Origin of the sequence: Rubrivivax sp. JA1055, from assembly GCF_020966565.1 — a bacterium.
In the GTDB taxonomy this organism is placed as follows: Bacteria; Pseudomonadota; Gammaproteobacteria; order Burkholderiales; family Burkholderiaceae_C; genus Rubrivivax; species Rubrivivax benzoatilyticus.
The window spans coordinates 129,826-154,927 of sequence record NZ_JAJKFP010000003.1; the positions used below are offsets into that span (position 1 = coordinate 129,826).

Consider the following 25,102-nt stretch of genomic DNA (forward strand, 5'->3'; position numbering starts at 1 on the left):
CCGCCGCGGCCGCGCCCCGTCGCTGTCCAGGAATCTCCATGAACCGCTACCCCTGGTGGAAGTACGCGATCCTCGCCTTCGCCTTCGTGGTCGGCCTGCTCTACACGGTGCCGAACTTCTACGGCGAGGCGCCCGCGGTGCAGGTGTCCTCGGGCAAGGCCACCGTCAAGATGGATCCGGCGATGGTCCAGCGCGTCGAGCAGATCCTGTCGAGCGCGGGGCTGCAGGCCGACTTCGTGCAGCTCGAGGGCGCCTCGGTGCGCGCGCGCTTCGCCGACACCGACACCCAGCTCAAGGCCAAGGACGCGATCAGCCACGCGCTGAACCCGGACCCGAACGACCCGACCTGGGTCGTGGCGCTGAACCTGGTGTCGCGTTCGCCGCAGTGGATGGCCCGCGTCCACGCGCTGCCGATGTACCTGGGCCTGGACCTGCGTGGCGGCGTGCACTTCCTGATGCAGGTCGACATGAAGGCCGCGCTGACGAAGAAGGCCGAGGCCGTCACCGGTGACGTGCGCACGCTGCTGCGCGACAAGAACATCCGCCACGCCGGCATCACCCGCGAAGGCAACAACGTCGAGGTGCGCTTCCGCGAGGCGGCGCTGGCCGAGCAGGCGCGCAACCTGCTCACCGACCAGCTGCAGGACATGACCTGGACGCCGACGGCCGACGCCGGCGGCGACGTCAAGCTCGTCGGCACGCTCAAGCCGCAGGCCGCGACGCGTGTGCAGGAGCAGGCGCTCAAGCAGAACATCTCGACGCTGAACAACCGCGTCAACGAGCTCGGCGTCGCCGAGCCGGTGATCCAGCAGCAGGGCCTGGACCGCGTCGTCGTCCAGCTGCCCGGCGTGCAGGACACGGCCAAGGCCAAGGACATCATCGGCCGCACCGCGACGCTGGAGATCCGCCTCGTCAACGAGACGCAGGAGGCCGTCGACGCCGTGCGCGGTGCCGGCCCGGTGCCGTTCGGCAGCGAGCGTTTCCTCGAGCGCGGCGGCCAGCCGGTCATCGTCTACCGCAACGTCGTGCTGACCGGCGAGAACCTCACCGACGCCCAGCCCGGCTTCGACGGCCAGACGAACGAACCCACCGTCAACCTGACGCTGGACGCGCGCGGCGCCCGCATCTTCAAGGACGTGACGCGCGAGAACGTCGGCAAGCGCATGGCCATCCTGCTCTTCGAGAAGGGCAAGGGCGAGGTCGTCACCGCGCCGGTGATCCGCACCGAGATCGGCGGCGGCCGGGTGCAGATCTCGGGCCGCATGACGACCGAGGAGGCGAGCGACCAGGCGCTGCTGCTGCGCGCCGGCTCGCTGGCCGCGCCGATGGAGATCATCGAGGAGCGTGCGATCGGCCCGAGCCTGGGCGCCGAGAACATCGCCAAGGGCTTCAACAGCGTGCTGTGGGGCTTCGTCGCGATCGCGGTCTTCATGTGCGCCTACTACATGCTGTTCGGCGTGTTCTCGACGCTGGCGCTGGGCTTCAACCTGCTGATGCTGATCGCCGTGCTGTCGATGCTGCAGGCGACGCTGTCGCTGCCGGGCATCGCCGCCATCGCGCTGGTGCTGGGCATGGCGATCGACGCCAACGTGCTGATCAACGAGCGCGTGCGCGAGGAGCTGCGCCACGGCGCGTCGCCGCAGGTGGCGATCAGCGCCGGCTACGAGCGTGCCTGGGGCACCATCCTGGACTCCAACGTCACGACGCTGATCGCCGGCCTGGCGCTGCTGGCCTTCGGGTCCGGCCCGGTGCGCGGCTTCGCCGTCGTGCACTGCCTGGGCATCCTGACCTCGATGTTCTCGGCGGTGATGTTCTCGCGCGGCCTGGTCAACCTCTGGTACGGCCGGCAGAAGAAGCTCAAGTCGGTGTCGATCGGCCAGGTCTGGCGCCCGAATGGCGGCACCGCGGTGCCCGCCGAAGACAAGCAAAACGCCAAGGTCTGAGGGGACGTCATGGAGTTCTTCCGTTTCCGCCGCGACATCCCGTTCATGCGCTACACGCTGGCGCTGAACGTCATCTCGTTCCTGACCTTCCTGGCCGCGGTCTTCTTCATCTTCCACCGCGGCCTGCACCTGTCGATCGAGTTCACCGGCGGCACCGTCGTCGAGGTCGCCTACTCGCAGCCGGCGGACCTGGAGCGCACGCGCCAGGCCGTCGAGACGCTGGGCTTCGGCGAGGTCCAGGTGCAGAACTTCGGCACCTCGCGCGACGTGATGATCCGGCTGCCGATCCGCGAGGGCGAGAAGCAGGACCAGGTCGCCAGCCGCGTCTTCGACGCGCTGTGCAAGGCCGAGAGCGGCAGCGTCGCGACCAAGGAGTACCTGACGCCCCAGGGCGAGCAGGTGAGCCGCCCGTCGTGCTCGGTGGCCGACGGCAGCGAGCCGCTGAAGCTGTCGCGCACCGAACTCGTCGGCCCGTCGGTCGGCGCCGAGCTGGCGCGCGACGGCGCGCTGGCGCTGGCCTTCACGGTGCTGGGCATCATGGGCTACCTGGCCTTCCGCTTCGAGTGGAAGTTCGCGGTCGCCGGCATCATCGCCAACCTGCACGACGTGGTCATCATCCTGGGCTTCTTCGCCTTCTTCCAGTGGGAGTTCTCGCTGGCGGTGCTGGCGGCGATCCTGGCGGTGCTGGGCTACTCGGTGAACGAGTCGGTGGTCATCTTCGACCGCATCCGCGAGACCTTCCGCAAGATGCGCAAGATGTCGACGACCCAGGTCATCGACCACGCGATCACGAGCACCACCAGCCGCACGATCATCACCCACGGCTCGACGCAGATGATGGTGCTGTCGATGCTGTTCTTCGGCGGCCCGACGCTGCACTACTTCGCGATGGCGCTGACGATCGGCATCCTGTTCGGCATCTATTCGTCGATCTTCGTCGCCGCCGGCATCGCGATGTGGCTGGGCGTCAAGCGCGAGGATCTGGTGAAGACGAGCGCCAAGGAGAACGATCCGAACGACCCGAACGCCGGGGCCGTGGTGTAGAGTCAACGCAACGGCCGCCCGCGGCCTTGCACAGACGGACGACCGACCGATGGCGACCGGCGCCCCCAACACCAACCTCGCGAGCCAGGCCCGGCGCCTGTACACCGAGGAACTGGTGAAGGGCCTGCCGGCGCTCGTGCAGGCCGCGCTCGACGGCGCCCGCACCCTCTTCGAGAAGCCCTGCGAACACGCCGCGTTCCAGCGCCGGCGCGACATGATGCAGGGCCTGAACGCCGGCGCGCAGTCCTGGCACCGCGGCCTGGTCAACGGGCTGCGCCACGCGCTGCTGCACGGCGGCTCCACCACCCGGCTGGGTGACCTGCCGTCGATGTCGCCGGGCCAGCTGACGCTGGTCGACGACGACACGATCGAGCTCGAGATCGTCACCTCGCGGCTGGCGCTGGCGATGATGGACCGCGCGTCCTGGGAGTTCGCCGACCTGCGGTCGCGCGTCGCCCACCTGGAAGGGCGCAACGAGCTCGACGCCCACGACATGCTGCGCGCCCACGTGCTGGCGCGCATCGTCTTCGAGGCCTGGCGCTCGTCGGGCCAGACGCTGGCCTCGTGGCGCGAACTGCAGCCGGTGCTGCACGAGGAGTTCGCGCTGCTCGTCGAGGAGGCCTACCACGAGACCAACCGCTGGCTCGCCGAGCACGGCGTGCTGCCCGAGGTCGACCTGCGGCCGTTCATCCGGCGCTCGCGCACGCACCCCGGCGCGCTGCCTGCCGGCTATGCCGTCAGCGACGGGGGGGGCGCAGGCCGCGCCGACGCCGGCCCGGGCTCGGGTTTCGGCCAGCTGCCGGCGTCGGGCCCGCCGTCGGCCTACGGGCTGGGCAGCGGGCTGATGCGCGGTGTCGGCGAGGAGACGCGCATGATGACGCGCGCCGCGCCGCTGGCGCGCGGGCGCGACCATGCCGAGGCGGTGCTCGGCCGGCTCAACCGGCTGGTCGGCCGCCAGGTGCCGGCGTTCGGCAACTCGACGCGGGCGCAGGCGCTGTCGCCCGGGCTGGCGCGTGCGATCGACACCGCCGAGGCCGGCATCCGCCAGCGCATGACGACGACGGCCGCCGACGCCGAGCCGATGGTCACCACGCCGGTGATGCTGGAAGACATCCAGCAGCGCAAGCAGCAGCTGAAGAAGGCCGCGGCCACGCCCGAGGAGCGCGCCACGATCGAGATCGTCGCGCTGCTGTTCCAGAGCATCCTGACCGAGGAGCGCATTCCGGCGGCGATGCGCGTGTGGTTCGCGCGGCTGCAGATGCCGGTGCTGCGCGTGGCCGTCACCGAGCCCGACTTCTTCGCCACCGTCGACCATCCGGCGCGGCGCCTGATCGACCGCATGGGCGCCTGCGTGATGGGCTTCGACAGCGCGGCGCAGAAGGTCGGCGACGCGCTGGAGCGCGAGATCAAGCGCATCGTCCAGGTCGTCGAGGCCTACCCGGACACCGGCCGGCGCGTCTTCCAGACCGTGCTCACCGAGTTCGAGAAGTTCCTCGAGCACTACTTCCGCAACGAGAACGAGGCCACGCGGCACGGCGTCTCGCTGGCGCAGCAGGTCGAGCAGCGCGAGACGCTGGCGATCCAGTACACGATCGAGCTGCGCCGCATGCTCAACGACATGCCGGTGCAGGAGGGCGTGCGCCAGTTCCTGTTCCACGTCTGGGCCGACGTGCTGGCGACGACCGCCGTGCGCTACGGCGCCCAGGGGCAGGAGACACGCACGATGAAGCGCGCCGCGGCCGACCTGATCTGGTCGGCCAGCGCCAAGGTCACGCGCGAGGAGCGCGCCGAGGTCATCCGCCGCCTGCCGCCGCTGTTGAAGTCGCTGCGCGAGGGCATGGCCTCGGCCGGCATGGACGCCGAGCGCCAGGACGAGCAGATCCAGCAGCTGAACAACTCGCTGGCCGCGGCCTTCACCGCGAAGACGGCGGCGATCCCCGACGACCGCCTGCGCGAGCTGATGGAGCGGCTGGAGACGCTGGAGGAGCTGCTGCCCGACGCCGAGGACGTGCGCATCGACGAGTCGATGGTGCTCGACCTGTCGGGCCACCAGAGCGCCGACCTCGAGGTCGTGCTCGACGGCGGCTCGATGCCGACGCCGGCGATGCTGGCCTGGGCGCGCGAGCTGCAGGTCGGCAGCTGGTTCATGCTCGAGTACCGCGAGCGGCACGAGGCGGTGCAGCTGGCCTGGCAGGGCATGCGCCGGCAGCTGTCGCTGTTCGTCAGCGCGCAGGGCCGCTGCGTGCTGTTCCAGCAGCAGCGGCTGGCGTCGTACCTGCAGGCCGGGCTGCTGCTGCCGGCGCAGGACGAGGCGCTGACGGTGCGCGCCACGCGCAGCGCGCTGGCCAAGCTCGACGTCGACGCGTCGCGGCTGCTGAACTGAGGGTTCGGAAAGGGCGGCCGCGCTCGGGGCTGAGCCTGGCGCGCAAGGCCTTCCGGCCTCGCACGTCCGGGCTCAGTGGATCAGCCGGTCTTCGGCGGCGACGAAGAGCTCGTCGAGGATCAGCGCGTCGGGCTCCTCGCCCAGGCTCCAGAAGACCATCAGCACGATGATCTTCAGGTCTTCCAGGCCGATCGGGCCGCTGCCGACGGCGCTGGCGCGGTCGATGACCATCTCGCGCATCGGGGCCGGCAGCACGCCGGCCGACTCGAGGAAGCAGATGAAGCCGATCGACTCTTCGCCGAGCAGGTCGCGCTCGTTCTCGGTGTAGACGCGCAGGCTGCCGGCCGCGGCGCTGCCGACGCTGGTGTCGGCGCTGTGCGCCAGACCTTCGAGCCAGCGCAGCGCTTCCTGGATTTCCTCGGTCTCGAAGCCGACGGCCGACAGCTTTCGCTGGAGCTGCTGGGGCTCGGGACAGGCGTCCGGCCGCCAGTAGTTCTCGTAGAGGTACACGAGGACGTCGAACATGAACCCACTATAACGCAGGGGGGCGGCGGGCGCCGGCGGCCGGCCTTCAGCCCGCGACGCGGCGTTGGAAAAGTCCGCCCGGCAGCCGCGCGAGTTGTCCGTCGAGCTCCAGTTCGAGCAGCCGGGCACTCAGTTCGGCCGTCGGCCAGCCGGTGCGCGCGAGCAGCGCGTCCAGCGTCGCCGGCTCGTGGCCGAGCGCGGCGAGCACCGGATCGGCCGGGGTGTCGGCGTCCGGCACGGCCGACAGCGCGGCGGCCGGGGGTGTGCCGCGCAGGACCTCCAGCACGTCGTCGACACCCTCGACGAGCATCGCGCCCTGGCGGATCAGCGCGTGGCAGCCGCGTGACTGCGGCGAGTGGATCGAACCCGGCACCGCGAACACCTCGCGCCCGGCCTCGGCGGCCAGGCGGGCGGTGATCAGCGAGCCCGAACGCGGCGCCGCCTCGACGACCAGCGTGCCGCGCGCCAGCGCCGCGATGATGCGGTTGCGCTGCGGGAAGTGCTCGGGCAGCACCGGTGTGCCGGGGTCGTACTCGCTGACGATCGCGCCGGTCTCGGCGATGCGCCGCGCCAGTGCCTTGTGCCGCGCCGGGTAGACGCGGTCGGGGCCGGTGCCGACGACGGCGACGGTTGCTGCGCCGGCGGCGAGCGCGCCTTCGTGCGCGGCGCCGTCGATGCCGGCGGCCAGCCCGGAGACGATGGTCAGCCCCGCCTCGCCGAGGCCGCGCGCGAACTCGCGGGCGTTGGCCAGGCCCTGCGGCGTCGCCTCGCGGCTGCCGACGATGGCCACCGACTCCGCCGCCAGCAGCTCGGTGCGGCCCTGCACGTACAGCAGCAGCGGCGGATCGGCGGTCTGCAGCAGCAAGGGAGGATAGGCCGGGTCGCCGAGCGTGATCGCGTGGCGCAGCGTCTCTCCGGCCAGCCAGGCGCGGGCGGCGGCCAGCCGGGCCTCGCATTCGGGCGCCGGCCGCGCCATCGTCGCCGCCAGTGTCGGGCCGCCCAGTTCGGTCAGCGCCGCCGGCGAGGCCGCCAGCACGGCCTCCGGGCTGCCGAAGGCCGCCAGCAGCCTCCGCGCGCCTTCACGCCCCAGCCCCGGCGTCTGCAGCAGCCGGAACCAGGCGTCGAAGTCGTCCGGGGCAGCCATCGGCGGGCGGCGGTCTCAGGCCTCGATGCGGCCCGGCGCGGCCTTCGCCGTGCCGCGGTGTCGACGCGAACCGGTGGCTGCTGCGGCCCGGCCGGCCCGCTGGCGGCGCCCGGCTTCGCGGGGGGAGGCGCCTAACGCGCCTGCCGGCGCGCTCACGGTGCCGTGAAGCGGTCGCCCGGCTTCACCGGGTCCTTCACGTTGACGATCAGCGCGTAGGACACGCGCTCGAAGACGCTGAAGACGAAGAGCAGCCCGTGGCGTTCGTCGGGCAGCTGGATCGGCGTCTTGCCGCCGCTGGTGGTGTCGAAGTCGGCACGCCCGGCGCGCCACAGCGCCAGCACGTGGCCACGCTCCAGGCCGTCGCGGCGGCCCTTGTTCAGCGCGACGATCTGGTTCTGCCCGGCCGACAGCGCCTCGCCGTAGATCGACGCGATGCGGCCGTCGACCGGCACCGCCGGCGCGTGCGGCGCGTAGGCCGTCAGCTCGCGCTGCGGCACCGGCGACAGGCGGTCGCCGACGCCGGCTTCCATGCGGATCGTGGTCACGACGAAGCTCGCCGGCACGACGCGCGCCTTGCTGTCGGCGTCCGACTGCTCGCTGCCCGGGCGCACGTAGTCGGCGGTGCCGACGTAACGCGCCTCGTAGCCGAGGATCTCGCGCGTCACCGGGTCGCGCAGCGGCTGCGGCTGGCGGAACACGCGGAACTCGCGCGCGCCGCCGAGGTCGCCGAGTACGTAGGCGGTCTCGCCGCGCGACAGCAGCACGCGGCCTTCCTGGGTCGCGACGATGCGCGGCGCCCGCTCGAGCTCGTCGGTGTCGAAGACCACGGCCTCGTTCAGGAACGGGCCGATCAGGTGCAGCGGGATGGCGGCGATGGCGCCGTTGTCCAGCAGCTCGGCACGCACGCGCGGCGACAGGCGCACGGTCTGCGGGTCGGCGGTCATCGACTGGCCGATCTGCAGCGTCGCGCGGCCGTCGCGCTTGACCAGCACCAGCACCTGGCCGGGGTAGATCAGGTGCGGGTTGCGGATCTGGTCGAGATTCATGCCCCAGAGCTCGGGCCAGCGCCACGGGCTCTTCAGGAACAGCTTGGAGATGTCCCACAGCGTGTCGCCGCGCTGCACGACGTGCGAGTCCGGCGCGTCGGGCGCCAGCTCCGACAGCGGCACGCCGGCCTGGGCGACCTGGCGCGCGGTGTCGCGCTGCCCGGGCGTCACGGGATAGTTCGGTGCAGCGAGCGCCGGCAGGGCAGCGGCGACACCTGCGGCGACGGCGGCCCGCGTGGCCAGCGCTGCCCAGCGCGTGATCTTCATCGGCCTCGGACGGCTCATGGGTCTTTGCTCTCCTCGCAAGGGGCCTCGCCCGGCGGTGCGACAATTCGCAGGGCTGCGGGCGCGAACTGCTCACTTGAATTGGCAGATTCTGCCCGTAAACCCTTGCTGTCGTAACGAAATCGTCGTTGCCGCCGCGCCCGCGTGCAGCCCTTCACGCTGCCGGGCGCCGCGACGTGGCCCGGCTCCGACGACCGGGCGTCCTTCGCCGCCGCACCATGGCCCAACTCCCCATCCTGCGTTATCCCGATCCCCGGCTGCACAAGGTCGCCAAGCCGGTCGCCGCCGTCGACGCGCGCGTCAAGCAGCTCGTCGCCGACATGCTCGAGACGATGTACGAGTCCGAAGGCGTCGGCCTGGCCGCGACCCAGGTCGACGTGCACGAGCGCCTGTTCGTCATGGACACCTCGCCCGAGCACGACCAGCCGATGGTCTTCGTCAACCCGCAGATCGTCGCGCGCAGCGAGGAGCTGGTGATCTGGGAAGAGGGCTGCCTGTCGGTGCCGCAGGTCTGGGACAAGGTGACGCGCAACGCGCGTGTCACGGTGCGCGCGCTCGACCGCGAAGGCGCCGAGTTCGAGATCGCGCTCGACGGTCTGGCCGCGGTCTGCGCCCAGCACGAGATCGACCACCTCGACGGCAAGGTGTTCGTCGAATACCTCAGCCTGCTCAAGCGCGAGCGCATCAAGGTGAAGATGGCCAAGCGCACGCGCGAGGAAGCGCGCGGCGCGGCATGAGCCGCTTGCGCGCGGCCTTCGCCGGCACCCCCGAGTTCGCGCGTGTCGCGCTCGACGCGATGCTCGCCGCCGGTTTCGAGGTGCCGCTGGTGCTGACCCAGCCCGACCGCCCGGCCGGCCGCGGCATGAAGCTGCAGGCCTCGCCGGTCAAGCAGTGCGCGCTGGCGCACGGCCTGCCGGTGGCCCAGCCGCGCAGCCTGCGGCTGGACGGCAAGTACCCCGACGAGGCCGCCGCCGGCCGCGCGGCGCTCGAAGCGGCGGCGCCCGACGTGCTCGTCGTCGCCGCCTACGGCCTGATCCTGCCGCAGTGGGTGCTGGACTTGCCGCGCCGGGGCTGCATCAACATCCACGGCTCGCTGCTGCCGCGCTGGCGCGGCGCGGCGCCGATCCACCGCGCGATCGAGGCCGGCGACGCCGAGACCGGCATCACCATCATGCAGATGGACGCCGGCCTGGACACCGGGCCGATGCTGCTGAAGCAAGCGCTGCCGATCGCCGCCGACGACACGACGGCGACGCTGCACGACAAGCTGGCGGCGCTCGGCGCGCGTCTGGTCGTCGACGCGCTCGGCCGGCTCGATGCGCTGCCGCCGGTGCCGCAGCCCGAAGCAGGCGCCAACTACGCCGCGAAGATCGAGAAGGCCGAAGGCGCCGTCGACTGGACGCTGCCGGCGGCGGTCATCGAACGCCGCGTGCGCGCCTTCGACCCCTTTCCCGGCTGCAGCTTCACGCTCGACGGCGAGGCGTTCAAGCTCTGGCGCGCGGCGGTCGTGCCCGGCGCCGGCGAGCCCGGCGCCGTGCTCGCGTCGGGCGAGGGCGGGCTCGTCGTCGCCTGTGGCGACGGCGCGCTGGAGCTGCGTGAACTGCAGCGCACCGGCGGCCGGCGCGTGCCGGCGCGCGAGTTCCTGAAGGGCCGGCCGGTGGCCGCGGGCACGCGCCTGGGCTGAACGGCGGCACTCAAGCCGCCGCCGCGGCGGCCGATATTCCGGCGGTGAAGACCTTCCGCCACCGTCTCCCGTTGCGCCTCGCGGCCGCCGTCGTGCTGCCGCTGGCTGTCGCCGGCTGCGACCAGCTCGGCATCGAGTCGGCGTCCGCCGTCGCCGCCAAGAAGGACGCCGACGGGCGCGCCATCGGTGCCGCCTGCCGCCATGCCGGCCGCGCCATCGAGGACTGCTTCGGCATGAACAAGAAGGCCGACAAGGCCGCCGTGTTCGCCGGCTGGAAGGAGATGAACGACTACATGCGCGAGAACAATCTCGAGGTCGTTCCGCCGCAAGGCGCTACCGCAGTCGCCAAGGACGCGGCGCCCGCGGACGCCAAGGACGACGAGCCGGCGGCCGAGGCCGGCAACAAGAAGCACTCCTGACGACGCTTCGTCGGCCCCGGCTGCGTTTCGTCGCGCCGCCGTCGCGCCCGGCCGCAGCCGCCGGCACAGTGCGCTCCATGCACCTGGAGCCCACGATGAAACGCCTGCTGTCCACCGCCGCCGTCGCCGCGATGTCCGCCGTCTTCGCCGCGTTCACCGCCTTTGCCGCCACGCCGGCGCAGGCCGCCCCCACCAGCCAGGCGCGCAGCGCCTCGGGGTTCACGGCGATCGAGCTGGAAGGCCCGGTCGATCTCGTCGTGCGCGCCACCGGCCGGGAGTCGGTGCAGGTCGAGGCCGAGGCCGCCGACCTGGCGCGGGTCGAGACCCTGGTCGAGGAGCGCCGCGGCGTGCGCACGCTCGTCGTGCGCCTGCGCGAGGAGCGCGGCTTCACGTGGTCCCGCCCGGTCCGGGCCACGGTCGAGGTCGTGCAGCTCGCGCGGCTGGCGGTCAAGGGCTCGGGCGACGCCGTCGTCGAAGGCCTGAAGACGCCGTCGCTGGCCGTCGCGCTGGCCGGTTCGGGCGACGTCAGGCTGCGTGGCCTGGACGCCGGTGCGCTGGCGGTGTCGATCGCCGGCAGCGGCGACGTCGCCGCCGACGGCCGCGCCGCCCAGCTGTCGCTGAAGATCGCCGGCAGCGGCGATGCCGATCTCGCCGCGCTGCGCGCCGACAGCGCCACCGTCTCGATCGCCGGCAGCGGCGACGCCGACGTCACCGCCGACGCGAGCCTGTCGGTGTCCATCGTCGGCTCCGGCGACGTGCGCCACGGCGGCACCGCGACGCCGGCCGTCAGTGTGCTCGGCAGCGGCTCGGTGCGCCGCCGCTAGTCCCCGCGCGGGCGGCCCGGGCGGGCCGATGGGACAATGGGCCCATGTCTGATGGGATGTTCGGCTGGCGTCACCCGGAGTTCCGGCGTGGCGCCCGCGAGATTGCCGGCATCCTGCCCGGCATCGGCGCCTGGGGAATGATCACCGGCGTCGCGATGATCAAGGCCGGCCTGTCGGTGCCGGCGGCGATGGCGATGACGCTGCTCGTCTACGCCGGATCGGCGCAGCTGGCGGCGCTGCCGCTGCTGGTGGCCGGTGCGCCGGTCTGGGTGATCTGGGCGACGGCCTTCTGCGTCAACCTGCGCTTCGTCATCTTCAGCGCCCAGTGGCGGCCGTACTTCGCGCCGTTCCCACGCGCCGAACGCGCCCGCATGGCGTACTTCAGCGGCGACCTGAACTACATCCTGTTCATGCGCCGCTTTCCCGATCCGGTGCCCGCGCCCGAGCAGCGGCCGTACTTCTGGGGCGGGGCGATCTCCAACTGGTTCGCCTGGCAGATCCCGTCGATCGCCGGCATCTTGCTGGCCGACGTGATCCCGACCGAGTGGGGCATCGGCTTCGCCGGCACGCTGGCGCTGATCGGCCTGGCCTGCTCGCTGCTGGGCAGCCGCTCGTCGCTGGTGGCCGCCGGTGTCGCCGGTTGTGCCGCGGTGGCGGCCTACGCGCTGCCGCTGCGGCTGAACATCCTCGTCGCGATCGCCGCGGCCGTGGCCATCGGCCTGCTGATGGACCGCTCGCGCCCCGGCCCGGCGACGCCGGTCGGAGGCTCGCGATGAGCGACTGGGCCGAGGCGCTGCGCCTGGCGCTGACGATCGCCGGACTGGCGGTCATCACGGTGCTCACCCGGGCCTTCTTCATGCTGCCCGAACGCGAGCTGCCGATGCCGGGCTGGCTGCGTGAAGGCCTGCGCTACGCGCCGCTGGCGGCGTTGATGGCGGTCGTCGCGCCCGAGGTCGTGATGTCGCAGGGGCAGCTGATCGACACCTGGCGCGACCCGCGGCTTTTTGCCGCCACCGCCGGCGCGGGCTGGTTCTTCTGGCGCCGCGGCATCCTCGGCACCATCGTCGTCGGCAGCGCGGTGATGGTGGCGCTGCGCGCGGGGCTCGGCTGGTAGCTCCGCGCCCGGCGGGGATGCGACACTAGCGGCCGTCTTTCGTCAGCCTGTCGCTCAACACCCATGAACGTCCTGCGCTTTTCCGACCTCGCCGCCGCCGGCCGCGCCCGCGGCCAGCGTGTCTTCATCCGAGCCGACCTCAACGTGCCGCTGTCCGACGACGGCCAGATCACCGAGGACACGCGCGTGCGCGCCTCGGTGCCGTGCATCCAGATGGCGCTGGACGCCGGTGCCGCGGTGATGGTCACCTCGCACCTGGGCCGCCCGACCGAAGGCGAGTTCAAGCCCGAGGACTCGCTGGCGCCGGTCGCCCGCCGCCTGGGCGAGCTGCTCGGCCGCGAGGTGCCGCTGGTCGCCGACTGGGTCGACGGCGTAGCCGTCCAGCCCGGCCAGGTCGTGCTGCTCGAGAACTGCCGCGTCAACAAGGGCGAGAAGAAGAACAAGGAAGAGCTGGCGCGCAAGATGGCCGCGCTGTGCGACATCTTCGTGCACGACGCCTTCGGCACCGCGCACCGCGCCGAGGCCAGCACCTACGGCATCGCCGAGTACGCCAAGATCGCCTGCGCCGGCCCGCTGCTGGCCGCCGAGATCGACGCCATCAGCAAGGCGCTGGCCAACCCGAAGCGGCCGTTGGTGGCCATCGTCGCCGGCAGCAAGGTCAGCACCAAGCTGACGATCCTGCAGAGCCTGGCGAAGAACGTCGACGGCCTGATCGTCGGCGGCGGCATCGCCAACACCTTCCTGCTGGCCGCCGGCCTGAAGATCGGCAAGAGCCTGGCCGAGCCCGATCTCGTCGGCGAGGCCAAGGCCGTCATCGAGGCGATGAAGGCCCGTGGCGCCGAGGTGCCGATTCCCGTCGACGTCGTCACCGCCAAGACCTTCGCCGCCGACGCGCCGGCCACCGTCAAGGCTGCCGCCGACGTCGCCGACGACGACCTGATCCTCGACATCGGCCCGAAGACCGCGGCGCTGCTGGCCGACAAGCTGAAGGCCGCCGGCACCATCGTCTGGAACGGCCCGGTCGGCGTCTTCGAGTTTGACGCCTTCGCCCACGGCACCGAGACGGTGGCGCGCGCGATCGCCGCCAGCGACGCCTTCAGCATTGCCGGCGGCGGCGACACGCTGGCCGCGATCGCCAAGTACGGCATCGAACAGGACATCGGCTACATCTCCACCGGCGGTGGCGCCTTCCTCGAGGTGCTCGAGGGCAAGACCCTGCCGGCCTTCGAGATCCTGTCGCGCCGCGCCGCCGGCTGAGCGCGAGGCACGCACGCGCCGCGTGGGGTCACGCCGCGTGGGGTCAGGTCTCGCGAGACCTGACCCCTTCTTTCCGCGAGACCTGACCCCGTCTTTCTAGTCTTTTCCGCACACGCCGCAGGGGGTCAGGTCTTGCAAGACCTGACCCCGCCTTTCTGACCCCGCCTTTCGACGGCTTAGGGTCAGGTACCGTACCCGCTCCCGCCCTGGCCGCAACCGTCGCCGCCGCGCGAACAGGAGGCTCACTGTGAACACCCCCCTCTCCGACGCCGAACGCGCACTGCGCGAGGCGGCGCTGGACTACCACCGCGCGCCCGTGCGCGGCAAGATTTCCGTCACGCCGACCAAGCCGCTGTCCAACCAGCGCGACCTGTCGCTCGCCTATTCGCCAGGCGTCGCCTACGCCTGCCTGGCGATCGAGGAAGACCCGGCGCTGGCCGCCGAGTACACCTCGCGCGCCAACCTGGTGGCCGTCGTGACCAACGGCACCGCGGTGCTGGGCCTGGGCGACATCGGCCCGCTGGCCGGCAAGCCGGTGATGGAAGGCAAGGGCTGCCTGTTCAAGAAGTTCGCCGGCATCGACGTCTTCGACATCGAACTCGCCGAACGCGATCCCGACAAGCTCGTCGAGATCATCGCCGCGCTGGAGCCGACGCTGGGCGGCGTGAACCTCGAGGACATCAAGGCGCCCGAGTGCTTCTACATCGAGCGCCGCTTGCGTGAGCGCATGAACGTGCCGGTCTTCCACGACGACCAGCACGGCACGGCGATCATCTCGTCGGCAGCGCTGCTCAACGCGCTGGAGCTCGTCGGCAAGGACATCGCGAGCGTCAAGCTGGCGGTCTCGGGCGCCGGCGCCGCGGCCATCGCCTGTCTGGACCTGATGGTCGACCTGGGCGTGCGGCGCGAGAACGTCTGGGTCTGCGACTCCAAGGGCCTGATCCAGGACCAGCGCGCCGACGTGCTGGCCGGCAAGCTCGACGAGTCCAAGATGCGCTACTGCCAGCGCAGCACCGGCCGCACGCTGGCCGACGCGGTGGCCGGGGCCGACGTCTTCCTCGGCTGCTCCGCCGCCGGCGTGCTGACGCCCGAGATGGTGGCGACGATGGCCCCGCAGCCGGTGATCCTGGCGCTGGCCAACCCCGAGCCCGAGATCCGCCCCGAGCTGGCCAAGGCCGTGCGGCCGGACTGCATCGTCGCCACCGGCCGCAGCGACTACCCGAACCAGGTCAACAACGTCCTGTGTTTCCCGTACATCTTCCGCGGGGCGCTGGACTGCGGCGCGACGAAGATCACCGAGGCGATGAAGGTCGCCTGCGTGCACGAGATCGCCGCGCTCGCCAAGGCCGAAGCCAGCAGCGAGGTCGCCGCCGCCTACGCCGGCAAGGAGCTGAAGTTCGGCCCCGACTACCTGATCCCGACGCCGTTCGACGCCCGCCTGATCCTGCGCATCGCGCCGGCGGTGGCCAAGGCGGCGGCCGAGTCCGGCGTCGCGACGCGGCCGATCGCCGACCTCGAGGCCTACCGCCAGTCGCTGACGCGTTTCGTCTACCAGACCGGCATGTTCATGCGCCCGGTGTTCAACGCCGCGAAGGCGCGCCCGGCACGCGTGGTCTATGCCGAAGGCGAGGACGAACGTGTGCTGCGTGCGGTGCAGGCCGTGCTCGACGAAGGGCTGGCGCGGCCGATCCTCGTCGGCCGCCCGGGCGTCATCGCCGAACGTGCGGCGCAGTCCGGCCTGCGGCTCGAAGCCGGCCGCGACTACGAGGTCGTCGACCCGGCCGACCATCCGCGCTACGACGAGTACTGGCAGGCCTACCACCGCCTGATGGGCCGCGACGGCATCTCGCCCGAAGCGGCGCGCACGACGGTGCGGCGCTCGCACACGCTGACCTCGGCGCTGATGGTGCGCCGCGGCGAGGCCGACGCGATGGTCTGCGGCCTCGCCGGGCGCTACGACTCGCATCTGGAACACGTGCGTGCGGCGATCGGCCTGAAGCCGGGCGCCAGGACGCTGGCGGCGATGAACGCCCTGCCGCTGGACAGCGGCACGCTGTTCGTGGCCGACACCTTCGTCAATGAGGAGCCCAGCGCCGAGCAGCTCGCCGAGATCGCGCTGATGGCCGCCGAGGAGGTGCAGCGCTTCGGCCTGCCGCCGAAGGTGGCCTTCCTGTCGCACTCGATCTTCGGCTCGTCGGCGCGGGCTTCGGCCCGGCGCATGCGCGCCGCACGCGACCTCTTCGTGCAGATGGCGCCGCACATCGAGTGCGACGGCGAACTGCATGGCGACGCCGCGCTGTCGGCCGAGGTGCGCGCACGCTACCTGCCCGACAGCACGCTGACCGGCAGCGCCAACGTGCTGGTGCTGCCCAATCTGGACGCCGCCAACATCCTGTTCAACGTGCTGAAGATGACCAGCGGCCACGGCGTCACCGTCGGTCCGATGCTGCTGGGCACGGCGGCGCCGGCGCACATCCTGACGCCGTCGGCCACCGTGCGCCGGGTCATCAACATCACCGCGCTGGCGGTGGCCGAGGCGGCGGCGCTGGCGGCCGTGCAACAAGCCACGAGGTAATCAGGCCGTACCCGGGCAAACATGGCGGCGGCAGGTCTTCTGCCCATAATCGCAGGCGCTGGGTTTCCAGCGTTTCGAGAAAAGAGCCGCCATGCGTGCCACGAAGATCGTCGCCACCCTCGGCCCCGCCTCCTCTTCGCCGGAGGTGCTGGAGGCGATGATCCGTTCCGGCGTCGACGTCGTGCGCATGAACTTCTCGCACGGCAAGGCGCAGGACCACATCGACCGCGCCAACCTCGTGCGCCAGGTCGCCGCCGCGGCGGGCAAGGAGGTCGCCATCATGGCCGACCTGCAGGGCCCGAAGATCCGCGTCGGCAAGTTCGCCGAAGGCAAGGTCGAGCTGCAGAACGGCGCGCGCTTCGTGCTCGACGCCTCGCGCACCGAGCCCGGCGACGTCGAATGCGTCGGCCTGGACTACAAGGACCTGCCGCGCGACGTGCGTCCCGGCGACACGCTGCTGCTCAACGACGGGCTGATCAAGCTGTCGGTCGAGCAGGTGGTCGGCGACCGCGTCGTCACCCGCGTCGTCGTCGGCGGCGAGCTGTCCAACAACAAGGGCATCAACAAGGCCGGCGGCGGGCTCACCGCGCCGGCGCTGACGGCCAAAGACATGGAGGACATCCGCACCGCGATGAGCTTCCAGGCCGACTACGTCGCCGTCAGCTTCCCGAAGAGCGCCACCGACATGGAGATGGCGCGCCAGCTGTGCAACGTCGCCGGCGAACCCTGGCGCCACAAGCCGGGGCTGATCGCCAAGATCGAGCGCAGCGAGGCAATCCCCGTGCTCGAGCAGATCCTGAAGGCCTCCGACGGCATCATGGTCGCGCGCGGCGACCTCGCGGTCGAGGTCGGCAACGCCGCGGTGCCGGCGCTGCAGAAACGCATGATCCGCATGGCGCGCGAGGCCGACAAGATCGCGATCACCGCCACGCAGATGATGGAGTCGATGATCGTCAACGCGGTGCCGACACGCGCCGAGGTCAGCGACGTCGCCAACGCCGTGCTCGACGGCACCGACGCGGTGATGCTCAGCGCCGAGACCGCCGCTGGCCGCTACCCGGTCGAGACCATCCAGCAGATGGCCGCGATCGCGCTCGAAGCCGAGGCCGCCGACGACTTCCGCCTCGAGACCGACTTCGCCAACAAGCGATTCGGCCGCATCGACCAGTCGATCGCGATGGGCGCGCTGTTCACCGCCCACCACCTGGGCTGCCGCGCGATCCTGGCGCTGACCGAGTCGGGCTCGACGGCGCTGTGGATGAGCCGCCACCACATCAAGGTGCCGATCTACGGCCTGACGTCTTCGTCGGCGCCGCAGCGCCGCATGACGCTGTACCGCAACGTCACGCCGCTGCTGGTGCCCAAGTTCACCGACCGTGACGAGGCGCTGGCCGCAGCCGAGCGCATCCTCGTGCAGCGCGGCGTGCTGCGCCCGGGTGACACCTACGCGATCACCTGCGGCGAGCCGATGGGCCACCCCGGCGGCACGAACATGCTCAAGGTCTGCCGCGTCGGCTGACCGGGGCAGCGTCGAGGCGACGCCGGGCCACCGGCATGCCACCGAAGGCCGGGGTCAGTTCTCCCGCGAAGGCCGGGGAAGTCTGGGGTCAGGTCTCCCGCGCGAAGTCCGGGGTCAGGTCTCCCGAGACCTGACCCCTATGGGCCGCCCGATGGGCCATGGACCTGACCCCGATGGGCCTGCTCAAGGTCTGCCGCGTCGCCTGACGCGGCGCGCGCATACCCGCCTGCGGCCTGGTCGTACCGGGGGTGCCGCGGGGGGCAGTGGCTAGAATCTTCCGCATGTCCGGCGCGCGTCGCGTGGCCGGACGCCCTCTATTCACTCCGCGGGAAGACCACCATGCCACTCGTCTCGATGCGTCAGCTGCTGGACCACGCCGCCGAAAACGGCTACGGGATCCCGGCCTTCAACGTCAACAACCTCGAGCAGGTGCAGGCCGTGATGGAAGCGGCCAAGGAAGTCGGCGCGCCGGCCATCCTGCAGGCCAGCGCCGGGGCCCGCAAGTACGCTGGCGAGGCCTTCATCAAGCACCTGATCCAGGCCGCCGTCGAAGCCTTCCCGACCGTGCCGCTGGTCATGCACCAGGACCACGGCCAGAGCCCGGCAATCTGCCGCGGCGCCATCGACCTGGGCTTCGGCTCGGTGATGATGGACGGCTCGCTGATGGAAGACGGCAAGACGCCGTCGAGCTACGAGTACAACGTCGACGTGACGCGCAAGGTCGTCGCGATGGCGCACGAGGTCGGCGTCACCGTCGAAGGTGAACTCGGCTGCCTGGGCTCGCTGGAGACCGGCGAGGCGGGCGAGGAGGACGGCATCGGCGCCGTCGGCAAGCTCGACCACTCGGCGCTGCTGACCGACCCCGAGCAGGCTGCCGACTTCGTCAAGCAGACCCAGCTCGACGCGCTGGCGATCGCCATCGGCACCAGCCACGGCGCCTACAAGTTCTCGCGCAAGCCCACCGGCGACATCCTGGCGATCTCGCGCGTCAAGGAGATCCACCTGCGCATCCCGAACACTCACCTCGTGATGCACGGCTCGTCGTCGGTGCCGCAGGACCTGCTGGCGCTGATCAACCAGTACGGCGGCGAGATGAAGGAGACCTACGGCGTGCCGGTCGAGGAGATCCAGGAAGCCATCAAGCACGGCGTGCGCAAGATCAACATCGACACCGACATCCGCCTGGCGATGACGGCCGCGGCGCGCAAGTTCATGGCCGAGAACCCGTCGAAGTTCGACGCCCGCGAGTGGCTGAAGCCGGCGCGCGAGGCCGCCAAGCAGATCTGCAAGCAGCGCTACCTCGAGTTCGGCTGCGAAGGCCAGGGCGCGAAGATCCAGCCGGTGCCGATGGCCGAGATGGCCCGCAAGTACGCCGCGGGCTCGCTGGCGCAGCTCGTCAACTGATGATTTTCGTGGCGGCGGCAGCGTCCGTCGCCGAGACGAAGAGGGGGCCGCGACCGAGGCCCCCTCGTGCATTTTCAGCCCCACACTTTGAGCGCGGGTCGCCCCGCGAGAGCGCATGAGCACAGCCCTGTACCAGTCGGATCTCCACTCTCTGCCGCTGCTGGCGCGCGGCAAGGTGCGTGACAACTACGCAGTGGGCGAAGACCGCATCCTGATGGTCGCCAGCGACCGTCTCTCGGCCTTCGACGTCGTGCTCGACGACCCGATCCCGGGCAAGGGCGAGCTGCTGACGCGCATGGCGCTGTTCTGGTTCGACAAGCTCGGCGCCATCGTGCCCAACCACCTCACGGGCGAGGATCCGTGCTCGGTCGTCGCCGCCGACGAGGTGGCCCAGGTGCGCGGCCGCTCGATGCTCGTCAAGCGCCTGAAGGGCCTGCCGGTCGAGGCCGTCGTGCGCGGCTATCTCGCCGGCTCCGGCTGGAAGGAGTACCAGGACAGCGGCACCGTCTGCGGCGTCGCGCTGCCGCCGGGGCTGAAGAACGCCAGCCGCCTGCCCGCACCGATCTTCACGCCGGCCACCAAGGCCGCCGTCGGCGACCACGACGAGAACATCCCGTTCGAGCGCATGGAGCAGATGATCGGCGCCGAACTCGCCGCCAAGGTGCGCGAGGTCTCGATCCGTCTGTACGAGGCGGCTGCGGCGCACGCGCTGACGCGCGGCATCATCATCGCCGACACCAAGTTCGAGTTCGGCCTCGACGAGAACGGCACGCTGACGCTGATGGACGAGGTGCTGACGCCCGACTCCTCTCGCTTCTGGGAGGCCTCGGGCTGGGTCGAGGGCGAGAACCCGCCGAGCTACGACAAGCAGCCGGTGCGCGACTGGCTGGAGACGGCCACCGTCGACGGCCAGCCCTGGAACAAGCGCGCCCCGGCGCCGCGCCTGCCGGCCGAGGTGGCCGCGGCCAGCACCGCGCGCTACGCGCTCGCCTGCGAGCGCCTCACCGCGCCCGCGTGACGCCATGAGCCGGCTGCTCGCCCGTCTGGACCACGAGCTTGCCGGCTGCCGCGATCCGCTTCGGCGCGCCGAACTGGCCGCCGAACGCGGCTGCTACCTGGCGCGGGTCGGCGACATCGCCGCCGCGCAGCTCGTCGCAGCGCAACTGCGGCGCGAGCACGGCGACGGCCGCGCCAGCCGCATCGCGGTGCGCATCATGCTGCTCGAAGGGCTGATCCTGTTCTTTGACAACATGGATCCGCTGGCCACCGACCGCATCCTGCGCGCCCACACCGTCGCGCTCGCCTGGCGCCACGACGACCTGATCCGCCTCACCGCCGCGTGGCTGGGGCACATGCAGTTCGTGCGCGGCGACTTCGACGCGATGCTGAAGGCTTTCGAGCCCTGCTTCGACCGCCCCGGCGCCTGCCTCGAGGCGAGCAGCCGGGTCTGCGTGCTGATCGGCAGCGCGCACCAGTTCGCCGGCCAGCCGCAGGCCGCACGCCCCTGGTACGAGAGGGCCCGCCGCGAGGCGATCACGCTGGGCGACGACGCGACGATCGGCGCGCTGGTCTACAACCGCCCCGCGATGTCGCTGGTCACGCTGCGGCTGGACGCGCTGCGCGGGCGGCTCGATGCCGACGAGCTGCAGATGGCCGGCATCGGCGTCGAGTCGGCCTACGCCTACTGCCTCGGCGCGCATCAGCGTTCGCTGATGCAGCTGAAGGATGCCTGCCGTGCGCGCGTGGCCCTGCTCGGCGGCGAGCCCGCTCGTGCGCTCGTGATCTACGACGAGCTCCTGCGGCTGCAGGACACCCGCTTCGGTTTCCATGCCGACCGGCTGATGCTCGAGATCGAGCGCGCCGCGTGCCTGCTGGACGTTGGCCGCGACGGCGACGCCCGGCAGGCGCTGGACCGGCTCGATCCGGCGCTGCACGCGGGCCTCGCGCTCGAGGACCAGCTGCTGTTCCTGCTGCAGCATGCGCGCCTGTCCCGGGCGCTGGGCCACCCGGAGCGCGCCGAGGCCTGGGCCAGCGTCCTGGCCGATGTCCAGGGACGGTACGATTCCGAGATCGGCCGCCTCAAGGCCGGGCTCGCCGGGCTGCATCCTTCGCGCCTGGCGGCCTGACGCCGGCGGGGGCACCGCCGGTTCGTGCGAGGATGGCGGTTTGCGCCATCCACCCCTGATCTGCAAGGAATCGTTCTCTTGAGTTCCCTCGACACCCCGGCGCGCCTGCCGCGCGTGGCCATCGTGCTCGGCTCCTCCAGCGACTGGGAGACGCTGCGCGGCGCGGCCGAGCTGCTGCAGGAGTTCGACGTGCCCTACGAGGCGCGCGTGCTGTCGGCGCACCGCATGCCCGACGAGATGTTCGCGTTCGCCGAGACGGCGCGCGAGCGCGGCCTGCGCGCGATCATCGCCGGCGCCGGCGGCGCCGCGCACCTGCCGGGCATGGTCGCGGCCAAGACCACGGTGCCGGTGCTCGGTGTGCCGGTGGCCAGCCGCCACCTGCAGGGTGTGGACTCGCTGTACTCGATCGTCCAGATGCCCAAGGGCATCCCGGTGGCGACCTTCGCGATCGGCGCTGCCGGCGCGGCCAATGCGGCGCTGTTCGCCGTGGCGATGCTGGCCGCCGACGACGAGGCGCTGCATGCCAAGCTCGCCGCCTTCCGCGTCCGCCAGACCGAAGTCGCGCGCGCGATGACGGCCGACCTCAAGTGAACGCGCCGCTGCTTCCCGGTGCCGCGCTCGGCGTGATGGGCGGCGGCCAGCTCGGCCGCATGTTCGTGCACGCCGCGCAGACGATGGGCTACCGCACCGTCGTGCTCGAGCCCGACGCCACCAGCCCGGCCGGGCTCGTCGCCCATCGGCACGTCGCCGCGGCCTACACCGACGCTGCGGGCCTCGCCGAGCTGGCCTCGGCCTGCGATGCGGTGACGACCGAGTTCGAGAACGTGCCGGCCGATTCGCTGCGCACGCTGGCCGAACGGGTGCCGGTCGCGCCGGCTGCCGCCGCGGTCGAGATCTGCCAGGACCGCGCCGCCGAGAAGCGCCACTTCCAGCGCTCCGGCGTGCCCTGCGCGCCGTTCGCGACGATCGAGCATGAGGCCGACCTCGCCGCCGCCGCCGCGCTGCTGCCCGGCATCCTGAAGACCGCGCGCCTGGGTTACGACGGCAAGGGCCAGGCCTCGGTCGCGACGGCCGAGGAACTGGCCGCCGCCTGGCAGCGCCTGGGCCGTGCCGCCTGCGTGCTCGAGAAGCGCCTGCCGCTGGCGCTGGAGCTCAGCGTCATCGTCGCGCGCGGGCGCGACGGCGCGCTGGTGCACCTGCCGGTGCAGCAGAACCTGCACCGCGACGGCATCCTCGCCGTCACCCAGGTGCCGGCGCCGGGCGTGTCGCCCGAACTCGCCGCCCAGGCCGTCGACTGCGCCGGCCGGCTGGCCGCGTCGATGGACTACGTCGGCGTGCTCTGCGTCGAGTTCTTCGTGCTCGCCGACGGCCGCCTGGTCGCCAACGAGATGGCGCCGCGGCCGCACAACTCCGGCCACTACAGCCTGGACGCCTGCGACGTCTCGCAGTTCGAGCTGCAACTGCGCACGCTGGCCGGGCTGCCGCTGGCCGCACCGCGCCTGCATTCGGCGGCGGTGATGCTGAACCTGCTCGGCGACCTGTGGTTCCCCGATGGCACGGCCGAGCCGCGCACGCCCGACTGGGCCGGCGTGCTGGCGCTGCCCGGCGTCGCGCTGCACCTGTACGGCAAGACCGACGCACGCCGTGGCCGCAAGATGGGCCACCTGACCGTCACCGCGGCCGACGCCGAGAGCGCCCGCGCGACGGCGCTCCGGGTCTGCGAGTGCCTGGGCCTGCCGGCCTTCTGAGGACGACGATGCCGATCCTCGACGGAACCAAGCCCGCTTCGATCACCAGCGCCGCCGAACGCTTGCGCGACGGCGGTCTGGTCGCCTTCCCGACCGAGACCGTCTACGGCCTGGGGGCCCGCGCCGACCGCGACGTCGCCACCGCCGCGGTGTTCGCGGTCAAGGGCCGCCCGGACGACCACCCGCTGATCGTGCACGTCGCCGACGCGGCCGCGGTCACCGAGTTCGCCGAGCCGCCGGGGCCGGTGGCCCAGGCGCTGATGGCGCGCTTCTGGCCCGGGCCGCTGACGCTGATCCTGCGCCGCCGCGAAGGCCGCGGCGAGGCCGCCGCCGGCGGCCAGGACACGATCGGGCTGCGGATGCCCTCGCATCCGGTGGCCCTGGCGCTGCTGCGTGACGCCGCGCGCCTGGGCGTGCCCGGCGTCGCGGCGCCGAGTGCCAACCGCTTCGGCCGCGTCAGTCCGACGACCGCCGCGCACGTGGTCGGCGAGTTCGGCGACGGTCTGCTGATCGTCGACGGCGGGGCCTGCGAGGTCGGCATCGAGTCGGCGATCGTCGACTGCTCGGGCGAACGTCCGGCGCTGCTGCGTCCGGGCGCGCTCGACCGGCGCGAGATCGAGGCCGTGATCGGCGCGCCGCTGGCCGCGGCCGGCGCCGATTCGCCGCGCGCGTCGGGCACGCTCGAGTCGCATTACGCGCCGGCGGCCCGGATCCGGCTGCTGGACACGGCGTCACTGATGGCCGTCCTGCGGAAACCGGTGCCAGCGGGCGTCGCGGTATATTCCCGCGTCGTTCCGCCGCCGGGTTCCAGCGTGCAGCACCGGCCGATGCCGGCCGATCCCGCAGCCGCCGCGCACGAACTGTTCGCGGCCCTGCGCGGCTTCGATGCCGGTGGCGCGTCGCTCGTCTGGGTCGAGCAGCCGCCGGCGGGTCCCGAGTGGGACGGCGTGCGCGACCGTCTGACGCGCGCCGCCGCCTGACCCCAGCACCTAGCCGCTTCCGTTTCGGAGTCCTCATGTCCCTCTTCCTGAATCGCGGCCGCCTCCTGCGTCGCGTGATCGGTGGCGTCGCCATCGCGGCAGCGCTCGTGGCCTGTGGCGGCGGCACCTCGCAGTACGACGCCTTCGACCCGGGCCGGGTGATCGTCTTCGGCGACGAGAACAGCCTGCTGACCTCCGGCGGCAAGCGCTGGAGCATCAACAGCGTCACTGTCGACAGCACGACCTCGGTCGAGACCTTCTCGTGCACCGGCAACCCGATCTGGGTGCAGCGCCTGGCGGGCAACTACGGTTTCGTCTTCGAGCAGTGCGACCCCGAGAACGGCAACGTCAAGGCCTTCTTCCGCGCCACCGAGAACGCGCGTGTCGCCGACCTGCAGGCGCAGATCGACGCCCAGGTGGGCGACGGCGGCTTCCGCGACAAGGATCTGGTGGCGGTGATGGTCGGCGCCAACGACATCCTCGACCTGTACCGGGCCTATCCGACGCGCAGCATGTCCGACCTGAAGGACGACGCGGCCGCCCGCGGCAAGGCCCTGGCGCGCCAGGTCAACAAGATCGTCGACCTGGGCGGCAAGGTCATCCTGTCGAACCTGCCCGACATGGGCCTGTCGCCCTACGCGCTGGCCGAGAAGGCCGCCAACACCGACGTCGACCGCGCGGCCTTCATCTCCGCGCTCGTGCAGTCCTTCAACATCTCGCTGGGCACCAACATCCTGATCGACGGCCGCTACATCGGCCTGGTCCAGGCCGACACCCGGATCCAGGTGATGAAGAAGTCGCCGGGCAGCTTCAACCTGAGCAACGTGAAGGATGCGGCCTGCCTGACGACCGCCGAGTTGCCGGATTGCAACAGTCAGACGCTGGTCGAAGGGGCCACCAGCAGCTCCCACCTGTGGGCCGATGCCTGGCACCTGGGGCCGCGTGGCCACTACGAAATCGGCCGCATGGCGATCGATCGCGCCGAGAACAACCCGTTCTGAGCCGTCGCGGCCGCAGGCCGCTGCCCGGGTTTCCTCTTCGCAGAGTCGGCCCGAGCCCGCTTATAGTCGCCTCGCCAAAAT

General features: G+C 71.7%; 22 protein-coding genes. 19 read left to right on the top strand and 3 right to left on the bottom strand.

Going from position 1 to position 25,102, the window contains the following annotated elements:
* Nucleotides 1–38 precede the first annotated feature (38 nt).
* From secD to LOC65_RS06210, 3 genes are read left to right on the top strand one after another with little or no spacing between them, the layout of a single operon-like run.
* Nucleotides 39–1,943, top strand: coding sequence for a protein translocase subunit SecD (gene secD, locus LOC65_RS06200; protein ID WP_009856462.1), 1,905 nt, complete (start codon nucleotides 39–41; stop codon nucleotides 1,941–1,943).
* A 9-nt stretch (nucleotides 1,944–1,952) separates the two neighbouring features.
* Nucleotides 1,953–2,987, top strand: coding sequence for a protein translocase subunit SecF (gene secF / locus LOC65_RS06205; RefSeq protein ID WP_009856463.1), 1,035 nt, complete (start codon nucleotides 1,953–1,955; stop codon nucleotides 2,985–2,987).
* A 49-nt stretch (nucleotides 2,988–3,036) separates the two neighbouring features.
* A complete protein-coding gene (locus tag LOC65_RS06210; RefSeq protein ID WP_230246950.1) occupies nucleotides 3,037–5,370 on the top strand; it encodes a DUF1631 family protein in 2,334 nt (777 codons plus the stop codon).
* A 72-nt stretch (nucleotides 5,371–5,442) separates the two neighbouring features.
* Here the strand turns inward: LOC65_RS06210 and LOC65_RS06215 are convergent, their stop codons facing one another.
* The 3 genes from LOC65_RS06215 to LOC65_RS06225 all read right to left on the bottom strand — a co-directional run bounded on the left by LOC65_RS06215 (nucleotide 5,443) and on the right by LOC65_RS06225 (nucleotide 8,370).
* Nucleotides 5,443–5,895, bottom strand: coding sequence for a DUF494 domain-containing protein (locus LOC65_RS06215; protein ID WP_009856464.1), 453 nt, complete (start codon nucleotides 5,893–5,895; stop codon nucleotides 5,443–5,445).
* A 46-nt stretch (nucleotides 5,896–5,941) separates the two neighbouring features.
* Nucleotides 5,942–7,039 carry a DNA-processing protein DprA gene (gene dprA / locus LOC65_RS06220; protein ID WP_230246951.1) on the bottom strand — a complete coding sequence of 366 codons (1,098 nt, stop codon included), beginning with the start codon at nucleotides 7,037–7,039 and terminating at the stop codon, nucleotides 5,942–5,944.
* Nucleotides 7,040–7,191: 152 nt separating this feature from the next.
* Nucleotides 7,192–8,370 carry a LysM peptidoglycan-binding domain-containing protein gene (locus LOC65_RS06225; protein WP_029718598.1) on the bottom strand — a complete coding sequence of 393 codons (1,179 nt, stop codon included), beginning with the start codon at nucleotides 8,368–8,370 and terminating at the stop codon, nucleotides 7,192–7,194.
* 218 nt (nucleotides 8,371–8,588) lie between these two features.
* Here LOC65_RS06225 and def point away from each other — a divergent pair, with 218 nt between their 5' ends.
* From def to LOC65_RS06305, 16 genes are all read left to right on the top strand, one after another.
* On the top strand, nucleotides 8,589–9,107 hold the full coding sequence (gene def / locus LOC65_RS06230) for a peptide deformylase (RefSeq protein WP_009856467.1): 519 nt from the start codon (nucleotides 8,589–8,591) through the stop codon (nucleotides 9,105–9,107).
* 5 nt (nucleotides 9,108–9,112) lie between these two features.
* Entirely contained in the window at nucleotides 9,113–10,054 is a 942-nt protein-coding gene (gene fmt / locus LOC65_RS06235; RefSeq protein WP_164962694.1) for a methionyl-tRNA formyltransferase, read from the top strand.
* A gap of 44 nt (nucleotides 10,055–10,098) precedes the next feature.
* Nucleotides 10,099–10,473: a hypothetical protein gene (locus LOC65_RS06240; RefSeq protein ID WP_009856469.1), complete on the top strand. Its 375-nt coding sequence runs from the start codon at nucleotides 10,099–10,101 to the stop codon at nucleotides 10,471–10,473.
* A 95-nt stretch (nucleotides 10,474–10,568) separates the two neighbouring features.
* Nucleotides 10,569–11,297 (top strand): head GIN domain-containing protein, encoded by a 729-nt coding sequence (locus tag LOC65_RS06245; RefSeq protein ID WP_164962644.1) that lies wholly within the window; start codon nucleotides 10,569–10,571, stop codon nucleotides 11,295–11,297.
* Between the two features lie 56 nt (nucleotides 11,298–11,353).
* Entirely contained in the window at nucleotides 11,354–12,073 is a 720-nt protein-coding gene (locus LOC65_RS06250; RefSeq protein WP_164962695.1) for an AzlC family ABC transporter permease, read from the top strand.
* A complete protein-coding gene (locus LOC65_RS06255) occupies nucleotides 12,070–12,411 on the top strand; it encodes an AzlD domain-containing protein (RefSeq protein WP_230246952.1) in 342 nt (113 codons plus the stop codon). Before LOC65_RS06250 ends, LOC65_RS06255 begins: the two co-directional genes overlap by 4 nt.
* A 63-nt stretch (nucleotides 12,412–12,474) precedes the next feature.
* Nucleotides 12,475–13,668: a phosphoglycerate kinase gene (locus LOC65_RS06260; protein ID WP_230246953.1), complete on the top strand. Its 1,194-nt coding sequence runs from the start codon at nucleotides 12,475–12,477 to the stop codon at nucleotides 13,666–13,668.
* A gap of 247 nt (nucleotides 13,669–13,915) precedes the next feature.
* Entirely contained in the window at nucleotides 13,916–16,243 is a 2,328-nt protein-coding gene (locus tag LOC65_RS06265) for an NADP-dependent malic enzyme (RefSeq protein WP_230246954.1), read from the top strand.
* A 91-nt stretch (nucleotides 16,244–16,334) separates the two neighbouring features.
* Nucleotides 16,335–17,762, top strand: a complete 1,428-nt coding sequence (pyk, locus tag LOC65_RS06270) for a pyruvate kinase (RefSeq protein ID WP_230246955.1) — start codon at nucleotides 16,335–16,337, stop codon at nucleotides 17,760–17,762.
* Between the two features lie 339 nt (nucleotides 17,763–18,101).
* Nucleotides 18,102–19,166, top strand: a complete 1,065-nt coding sequence (gene fba, locus LOC65_RS06275) for a class II fructose-bisphosphate aldolase (RefSeq protein ID WP_230246956.1) — start codon at nucleotides 18,102–18,104, stop codon at nucleotides 19,164–19,166.
* Between the two features lie 115 nt (nucleotides 19,167–19,281).
* The gene (locus tag LOC65_RS06280) at nucleotides 19,282–20,184 is read left to right on the top strand and encodes a phosphoribosylaminoimidazolesuccinocarboxamide synthase (protein ID WP_230246957.1); all 903 of its coding nucleotides are present in this window, start codon (nucleotides 19,282–19,284) and stop codon (nucleotides 20,182–20,184) included.
* A gap of 4 nt (nucleotides 20,185–20,188) precedes the next feature.
* A complete protein-coding gene (locus LOC65_RS06285) occupies nucleotides 20,189–21,292 on the top strand; it encodes a hypothetical protein (protein WP_230246958.1) in 1,104 nt (367 codons plus the stop codon).
* Nucleotides 21,293–21,370: 78 nt separating this feature from the next.
* Complete coding sequence (gene purE / locus LOC65_RS06290) at nucleotides 21,371–21,883, top strand: 5-(carboxyamino)imidazole ribonucleotide mutase (protein ID WP_009856480.1); 513 nt, start codon at nucleotides 21,371–21,373, stop codon at nucleotides 21,881–21,883.
* Nucleotides 21,880–23,040 (top strand): 5-(carboxyamino)imidazole ribonucleotide synthase, encoded by a 1,161-nt coding sequence (locus tag LOC65_RS06295; protein ID WP_230246959.1) that lies wholly within the window; start codon nucleotides 21,880–21,882, stop codon nucleotides 23,038–23,040. The genes purE and LOC65_RS06295 overlap by 4 nt, the downstream gene beginning before the upstream one ends.
* Before the next feature lie 8 nt (nucleotides 23,041–23,048).
* Nucleotides 23,049–24,020, top strand: a complete 972-nt coding sequence (locus LOC65_RS06300) for an L-threonylcarbamoyladenylate synthase (RefSeq protein ID WP_230246960.1) — start codon at nucleotides 23,049–23,051, stop codon at nucleotides 24,018–24,020.
* 35 nt (nucleotides 24,021–24,055) lie between these two features.
* Nucleotides 24,056–25,021, top strand: coding sequence for an SGNH/GDSL hydrolase family protein (locus LOC65_RS06305; protein WP_009856483.1), 966 nt, complete (start codon nucleotides 24,056–24,058; stop codon nucleotides 25,019–25,021).
* Nucleotides 25,022–25,102: the final 81 nt, after the last annotated feature.

Coding starts and splice junctions, on each gene's coding strand:
- LOC65_RS06245 (WP_164962644.1), top strand. CDS start 10,569: ATGAAACGCCTGCTGTCCACCGCCGCCGTCGCCGCGATGTCCGCCGTC.
- pyk (WP_230246955.1), top strand. CDS start 16,335: ATGCGTGCCACGAAGATCGTCGCCACCCTCGGCCCCGCCTCCTCTTCG.
- dprA (WP_230246951.1), bottom strand. CDS start 7,039: ATGGCTGCCCCGGACGACTTCGACGCCTGGTTCCGGCTGCTGCAGACG.
- LOC65_RS06215 (WP_009856464.1), bottom strand. CDS start 5,895: ATGTTCGACGTCCTCGTGTACCTCTACGAGAACTACTGGCGGCCGGAC.
- LOC65_RS06300 (WP_230246960.1), top strand. CDS start 23,049: ATGCCGATCCTCGACGGAACCAAGCCCGCTTCGATCACCAGCGCCGCC.
- def (WP_009856467.1), top strand. CDS start 8,589: ATGGCCCAACTCCCCATCCTGCGTTATCCCGATCCCCGGCTGCACAAG.
- LOC65_RS06225 (WP_029718598.1), bottom strand. CDS start 8,370: ATGAGCCGTCCGAGGCCGATGAAGATCACGCGCTGGGCAGCGCTGGCC.
- LOC65_RS06305 (WP_009856483.1), top strand. CDS start 24,056: ATGTCCCTCTTCCTGAATCGCGGCCGCCTCCTGCGTCGCGTGATCGGT.
- LOC65_RS06255 (WP_230246952.1), top strand. CDS start 12,070: ATGAGCGACTGGGCCGAGGCGCTGCGCCTGGCGCTGACGATCGCCGGA.
- LOC65_RS06280 (WP_230246957.1), top strand. CDS start 19,282: ATGAGCACAGCCCTGTACCAGTCGGATCTCCACTCTCTGCCGCTGCTG.
- LOC65_RS06260 (WP_230246953.1), top strand. CDS start 12,475: ATGAACGTCCTGCGCTTTTCCGACCTCGCCGCCGCCGGCCGCGCCCGC.
- secD (WP_009856462.1), top strand. CDS start 39: ATGAACCGCTACCCCTGGTGGAAGTACGCGATCCTCGCCTTCGCCTTC.
- secF (WP_009856463.1), top strand. CDS start 1,953: ATGGAGTTCTTCCGTTTCCGCCGCGACATCCCGTTCATGCGCTACACG.
- fba (WP_230246956.1), top strand. CDS start 18,102: ATGCCACTCGTCTCGATGCGTCAGCTGCTGGACCACGCCGCCGAAAAC.
- LOC65_RS06250 (WP_164962695.1), top strand. CDS start 11,354: ATGTTCGGCTGGCGTCACCCGGAGTTCCGGCGTGGCGCCCGCGAGATT.
- LOC65_RS06210 (WP_230246950.1), top strand. CDS start 3,037: ATGGCGACCGGCGCCCCCAACACCAACCTCGCGAGCCAGGCCCGGCGC.
- LOC65_RS06285 (WP_230246958.1), top strand. CDS start 20,189: ATGAGCCGGCTGCTCGCCCGTCTGGACCACGAGCTTGCCGGCTGCCGC.